We start from the raw sequence: 6,134 nt of genomic DNA, 5'->3' as shown, positions 1-6,134 counted from the left end.
ACCAGCAGTACACCCAAAAGTTTGGATTTCCCTTTATTCTGGCGGTCAGGGGCAAAAGCAGGCACGATATTTTTATTTCGATGGAAATGCGGCTTCACCACAGCCCTGAGGTGGAGTTGCAAGCGGCTCTGGCAGAAATCTACCAGATTGCCCGCTTTCGGCTTGCCGACCTGGTAGCCGAGGAATAGACTTCTCCCCGGGGTTGGCCTTATGAGTATTTTAGATCACGACCGCTTGCGGGCGATCAAATGGCCCTGGATAATCGCAATTCTGGCAATTGTAGCGGTCGGTCTGGCGCTGACCCTGGCCAACGGCTGGCAGGCCCACGCCAGGGAGTGGCTCAATTTGATGGTGCGCTGGTTGCACATCATCTACGGTATTGCCTGGATCGGGGCCAGTTTTTACTTCATCTTTCTGGAAAATGCCCTCGAGCGTCAGGGCGTGCGGGCCGAGCTCTCTGGCAGCATCTGGACGATTCATGGGGGTGGCATCTACTACCTGGAAAAGTACAAGACAGCCCCCCAGCAACTGCCCAGATACCTCCACTGGTTCAAGTGGGATGCCTATCTGACCTGGGTCACGGGCTTTTTGCTGCTGGTGATTGTCTACTACGCTGATCCAGGGGCCATTCTGCTGGCCCCCGGCAGCACCCTGCCGGACTGGGCCGCGATCGCCACTGCGGTGGGGAGTCTGGTTCTGGCCTGGCTGGTTTATGTTGGGCTTTCCAGAACCCAGCTTCTCTACCGTCCGGCCTTGTTCTTGATGGTGGGGGGTGTGCTGGTGGCTTTTGCGGCTTACCTGCTTGGGCAGATCTTCAGTGGGCGGGGCACCTTTATGCACATCGGGGCCATGCTGGGTACCATCATGGCTGCCAATGTCTTTTTTGTAATCATCCCCTCGCAGAAGAAACTGGTCAGAGCGGTGCAAAACGGCGAAACCCTCGACCCCAGTTTTGTGGCCTGGGTACAGTTTCGCTCGCGCCACAACAACTACCTGACCCTGCCGGTGCTCTTTACCATGATTGCCCACCACTTCCCCATGACCTATAGCGGTGGGGCCAACTGGCTGATTCTGATCCTGCTCTTCGTGGCCGGGGTGGCGGTGCGGCACTTTATCAACGTCACCGAGAAAGAGCACCATAAAACCCTGGTGGAAGGTGGAGCCATGCCCTACCTGCTGGTGCTGGCGGCGGCCCTGCTGCTGGGGGCCTTTTACCTGACCGCACCCCGCCCCATCACAGCAGCCCAGAATCTTCCCCCAGTAGCCTTTGCTGAGGTACAAGACATCATTGTGCAGCACTGCCAGATGTGTCACGCAGCCCGCCCCACCCAGCCTGGTTTTGCGTCGGCTCCCGGAGGGGTGATGCTGGAGACGGCCGCGCAGATTGTGGGGTACGCGCAGAGGATCAAACAGGTTTCGGTGGATACCCAGTACATGCCCTTACCCGCACCGGGGATTCCGGTCATGACCGATGAACAGCGGGCCAAGCTGGGGGCCTGGGTGGCCCAGGGGGCCAGGGGGCCTTAGGATTGAGTCATGGCCAGACTCTCGACCCACGTCCTCGACACCGCGCATGGTAGACCGGCAGTGGGGCTCGACCTCGAGCTCTACCGCATTGGCCCTTCTGGCGAACGCAGCTTCATTACCGCGACCAGCACCAATGGTGACGGGCGCACCGATCAGCCCTTGCTTTCCGGTGAAACCCTGCAAACCGGCAACTACGAACTGGTCTTTCATGTTGCGGCTTACTTCAAAGCCCTGGGGGTGGCTCTCCCGGATCCCCCATTTCTGGACGAGGTGCTGATCCGTTTTGGCATCGCCGATGCTAAGGGCCATTACCATGTACCGTTGTTGCTCTCGCCCTTTGGCTATAGTACCTACCGGGGGAGCTGAGTTGGGTAAAAGCTCGAGAGCCGAAAACCGAGAAACCCCAGGTCAGCTCCCACAACGATGCATAACGACCCCCGCGAATCTCACCCTGACCCTGCCGGGTAACGCACATAAGCTTGGAAGTTCGACCCCTGGCACTTGACCCCTGACCCTTGACATGAAACTATCCGATAGCCACATCCACCAACTGGCCCAGGAAGCCATTGAGCGCTGCCGACTGCTGGGCCGCCTCTCGGAGGAGTCAGGCCGCCTTACCCGCACCTTCCTGTCGCCCCCCATGCGCGAGGTTCACACGGCCCTGGCGAGCTGGATGGGAGAACTGGGCATGGAGGTGCGCATAGATGCGGTTGGGAACGTGACTGGGCAGTATGCCGGCCAGACCCCCGAGGCCCCGCTATTCCTGATGGGCTCACACGTGGATACGGTGCGCGATGCAGGCCAGTACGATGGCCCGCTGGGGGTGATGCTGGCCCTGGCCCTGGTGAAGGGATTGGAGGGTCGTAGACTGCCTTTTGCCATCGAAGCGATTGCTTTTTCTGAAGAGGAAGGGGTGCGCTACGGGGTACCTTTTATGGGTAGTAAGGCGGTGGTGGGACGGTTTGAAGTGGAATTTTTGAAGCTGAAAGATGACCAGGGGCAGACCGTGGAGCAAGCCATTCGAAACTTTGGGCTTGACCCGGCCTGGATTGCCCAGGCCGCCTACAACCCGGCCCAGGTGAAGGGGTATCTGGAGTTTCATATTGAGCAGGGGCCGGTTCTGGAAGCCCTGGGGTATCCGCTGGGCATCGTGGAGGCTATTGTGGGGGGAACCCGGCTGGAGGTGGCTTTTCGTGGTAAGGCAGGACATGCGGGTACCTCGCCCATGCACCTGCGCCGCGATGCCCTGGCTGGGGCTGCGGAGTGGATGACCCTGGTGGAGCGCGAAGCCCGTGAGGAGCCGGGTCTGGTGGCGACGGTGGGCATGATTTCGGCCCTGCCAGGGGCCGCCAATGTAATTCCAGGGGAAGTGCGCATGAGCCTGGATGTACGCCATCAGTACGATGATGTGCGCAGCCTGGCGGTGGCGAACCTCATTACCCGTGCGCAGCAAGTGGCGCAACGCCGGGGGCTCGAGCTGGGCTATCTGACCCAGTACGAACAGGCCTCGGTACCCTGCAGTCAAGACCTGAACGAGTTATTGACCCTGGGGGTTGAAGCGCAGGGTTACCCGGTACACCACCTGGTTTCGGGGGCTGGACACGATGCGATGATCGTGGCAGCGTTGTGCCCGTCCACCATGCTCTTCCTGCGTAGCCCAGAGGGTCTTTCGCACCACCCTGACGAATCGGTCAGGCCCCAGGATGTGGAAGCAGCATTGCGGGTGGGTCTGGATTTTTTGCAGCGGTTGGCCGAAAGCGGCCAGCCGAAGGCCGAAAGCGAGAACCGTCGCCTCTAGCCAGATCCGCTTAGAGTTCTCGACCCCTGCGCCTTTGACGCTCGACCAAAGGAGTTTTATGCTCGACCTGATCGTGCGCGGTGGAAGCCTGGTTACCCCGAAAGGGGTGCGGCGGGCCGATCTGGGTATTCTGGATGGGCAGACGGCCCAGATAGCTCCGGAAATTGCCGAGCCTGCCCGTCAGGAGATACCCGCAGAGGGATTGCACATACTGCCTGGGCTGATAGATGTGCACGTCCACTTTAACGAGCCGGGACAGGCTCACTGGGAAGGCATCGAGACCGGAAGCGCGGCTTTTGCGGCGGGTGGCGGAACGGTATTTTTCGACATGCCGCTTAACTCGCTGCCCTGTACCCTGAATGCCAGAGCCTTTCAACAGAAACTGAGCGCCATGCAGGCTGCCTCCTGCAGCGATTTTGCTTTGTGGGGCGGTCTGACCCCGGCCAACCTGGAACACCTGCCCGAGCTGGCGGAGTCTGGGGTGATCGGGTTCAAGGCTTTCATGGCCAGTTCGGGGTTGGTGGAATTCCCCCATGCTGACGATGCTACCCTGTACGAAGGGATGCGGGTTGCAGCCCGACTGGGGCTGCCGGTGGCTGTGCACGCTGAGTCGGACGCATTAACCGCACACCTTAGCCAGCAGATGCGCACCAGCGGTAGAACCACCTGGCGCGAGTATCTGGCTTCGCGCCCGGTTTTTACCGAGCTGGAGGCGATCCAGCGGGCTCTATTGCTCGCCAAAGAAACCGGCTGCAAGCTCCATATTGTGCATATCAGTTCGGGCGCAGGAGTAGTGCTGGCAGCAGAGGCCAGAGCCAGCGGAGTGGATGTGAGCCTCGAGACCTGCCCCCACTACCTGGCCTTTACCGAGGCCGACCTCGAGCGCCTGGGCGCCTTGGGTAAGTGCGCTCCACCCCTCCGCTCCAGTTCCCAGCAAAGCCTGTTGTGGGATCAGGTGTTGCATGGGGTGGTAGACATCATCGGCTCCGATCATTCTCCCAGTCCACCTGAGCTGAAGCGCGGGACGGATTTCTTTGCTCTATGGGGGGGAATTTCGGGAGTACAATCTACGCTTCCGGTCTTGCTTACCGAGGGCTGGCAGCGCCGAGGCTTAGCACTGGAGCAAGTCGCCGCGATGCTGTCGTTCAATCCTGCCAAGCGGTTTGGTTTAATTGCCAAAGGCCAACTGAAGACCGGATTCGATGCCGATTTTTGCCTGGTAGATCTGGCCCAAAGCAAGACCCTGACCGCCCACGACTTGCTGTATCGCCACCGGCAAAGCCCCTATCTCGGTCGAAGCCTGGTTGGGGTGGTACAGCAGACCTGGGTGCGCGGACAAAGGGTCTATGCCGAGGGTAAGATTAAAAAGCCAGTGGAGGTTCGACTGGTGACTAGAGGAGCAACCGGCGTCCAATGAGAGGCATCACCCGGGTTTAAGGGTTCCAGAGCAGGTCTGTGGCTGGCATACCGCTGGGTACTGCGCCCGAGACCGTGCAGTTTGACAAACTCTGTAGGGCGCAGCTTAGAATAACTCGAGCAACGCAACGACCCCCCCAGCGGGCCATACCCGTTGAGCGTGCAACAGGAGTGCCCGATGAGCCTCACCGGTTTTACCCGTACCCGTGTTACCCCCGAGCATGCCCTGCTCACCCCCGATACTTTTGTGCGTTCGGCCTTGCCCGGATGGGGCAGTACTGCATGCGTCGTGCATATTGCGCCTGAAATGGGTTCTCGTTTCATGATGTACACGGTAGAGATGCAGCCAGGGGGTTCGGGAGAGATGAGCCTGCTGGACATTCAGCGCTTTGCCTATGTGCTGGAAGGCGAGGTTGTGCTCGAGGTGGGAGGGGCCAGGCATACCCTCCAGGCCGATAGTTATGGGTATTTGCCGGCCAACACCCCCCATCGCTTCTATGCACAATCGACAGGCCGAATGATGGTTTTTGACAAACCCTACCAGTCGCTGGTGGGGGCGGAGGTGCCCAGTGTGGTACTGGGCCACGAGCCGGATATTCCCAGCAGCCCACTGATGGGCGACCAGGCGCTACAGGTGCGATTGTTGCTGCCCGACCATTCATCGTTTGATATGGCGGTGAACACCATGAGCTACCAGCCAGGAGCGCATCTGAGCCTGGTCGAAACCCATGTGATGGAGCATGGCCTGCTATTCCTTCAGGGGGGTGGGGTTTACCGGTTGGCCGACCACTGGTATACAGTACAGGCTGGAGATGTGATCTGGATGGCGTCTTACTGCCCGCAGTGGTTTGGAGCCCTGGGCAAAATGCCCAGTAAGTATCTCATTTATAAAGATGTGAACCGCCATTCGCTGGAAATGTTATCCTGACCGTGCAGGCTCTACCGGGGTTTTTTTGTGTGGGCCAGGTTGGGATGTACGGTAAGCTGTTCGTGCAACTGAACTCCCCTTTGTAGAGCTGGCATGGTCATACCCTACATCAGGCATCTACTACCATTTTTTCTGGAGCAACCCATGATTGTTAGACCGCTGGTAGATCAGGAACGAATTATCCGTGAACTCGAGGAGCTGGCCGGGTTTTCCGATACTCCCAAGCCCGCCATTACCCGCATCATTTACACCCGGCCAGACCAGGAGGCCCGGGCCTACCTCAAAAGCCTGTGTGAGGAAGCTGACCTGAGCCTGCGAGAAGATGGGTTGGGTAACATTTTTGCTCGCTGGGAGGGTTCTGTGCCCGACTTACCCGCGGTGGGCACGGGGTCACACTTCGATGCGATTCCGTATGCAGGTATGTACGACGGTACGGTGGGGGTCCTGGGTGGCCTGGAGGCTATT

6 protein-coding genes and 1 pseudogene are annotated in these 6,134 nt (G+C 59.4%); all 7 read left to right on the top strand.

Annotated features, from left to right (window positions below):
- Positions 1–188: 2-oxo-4-hydroxy-4-carboxy-5-ureidoimidazoline decarboxylase (locus Q0288_RS09750; RefSeq protein ID WP_299429872.1), on the top strand; the 188-nt coding region annotated here is incomplete at its 5' end.
- A gap of 22 nt (positions 189–210) precedes the next feature.
- On the top strand, positions 211–1,527 hold the full coding sequence (locus Q0288_RS09745; RefSeq protein WP_299429870.1) for a urate hydroxylase PuuD: 1,317 nt from the start codon (positions 211–213) through the stop codon (positions 1,525–1,527).
- 9 nt (positions 1,528–1,536) lie between these two features.
- The gene (gene uraH, locus Q0288_RS09740) at positions 1,537–1,893 is read left to right on the top strand and encodes a hydroxyisourate hydrolase (protein WP_299429868.1); all 357 of its coding nucleotides are present in this window, start codon (positions 1,537–1,539) and stop codon (positions 1,891–1,893) included.
- 154 nt (positions 1,894–2,047) lie between these two features.
- A complete protein-coding gene (locus Q0288_RS09735) occupies positions 2,048–3,325 on the top strand; it encodes an allantoate amidohydrolase (protein ID WP_299429866.1) in 1,278 nt (425 codons plus the stop codon).
- 58 nt (positions 3,326–3,383) lie between these two features.
- The gene (locus tag Q0288_RS09730) at positions 3,384–4,742 is read left to right on the top strand and encodes an allantoinase (protein WP_299429864.1); all 1,359 of its coding nucleotides are present in this window, start codon (positions 3,384–3,386) and stop codon (positions 4,740–4,742) included.
- Between the two features lie 177 nt (positions 4,743–4,919).
- A complete protein-coding gene (allE, locus tag Q0288_RS09725) occupies positions 4,920–5,669 on the top strand; it encodes a (S)-ureidoglycine aminohydrolase (RefSeq protein ID WP_299429862.1) in 750 nt (249 codons plus the stop codon).
- A 144-nt stretch (positions 5,670–5,813) separates the two neighbouring features.
- Positions 5,814–6,134: pseudogene (locus Q0288_RS09720) on the top strand (Zn-dependent hydrolase); the annotation flags it as partial.

The organism is uncultured Meiothermus sp. (genome assembly GCF_937863175.1).
Lineage (GTDB): Bacteria > Deinococcota > Deinococci > Deinococcales > Thermaceae > Meiothermus.
The sequence above is the reverse complement of the archived record's forward strand: the minus strand, read 5'-3'. Positions and strand labels throughout refer to the sequence as shown.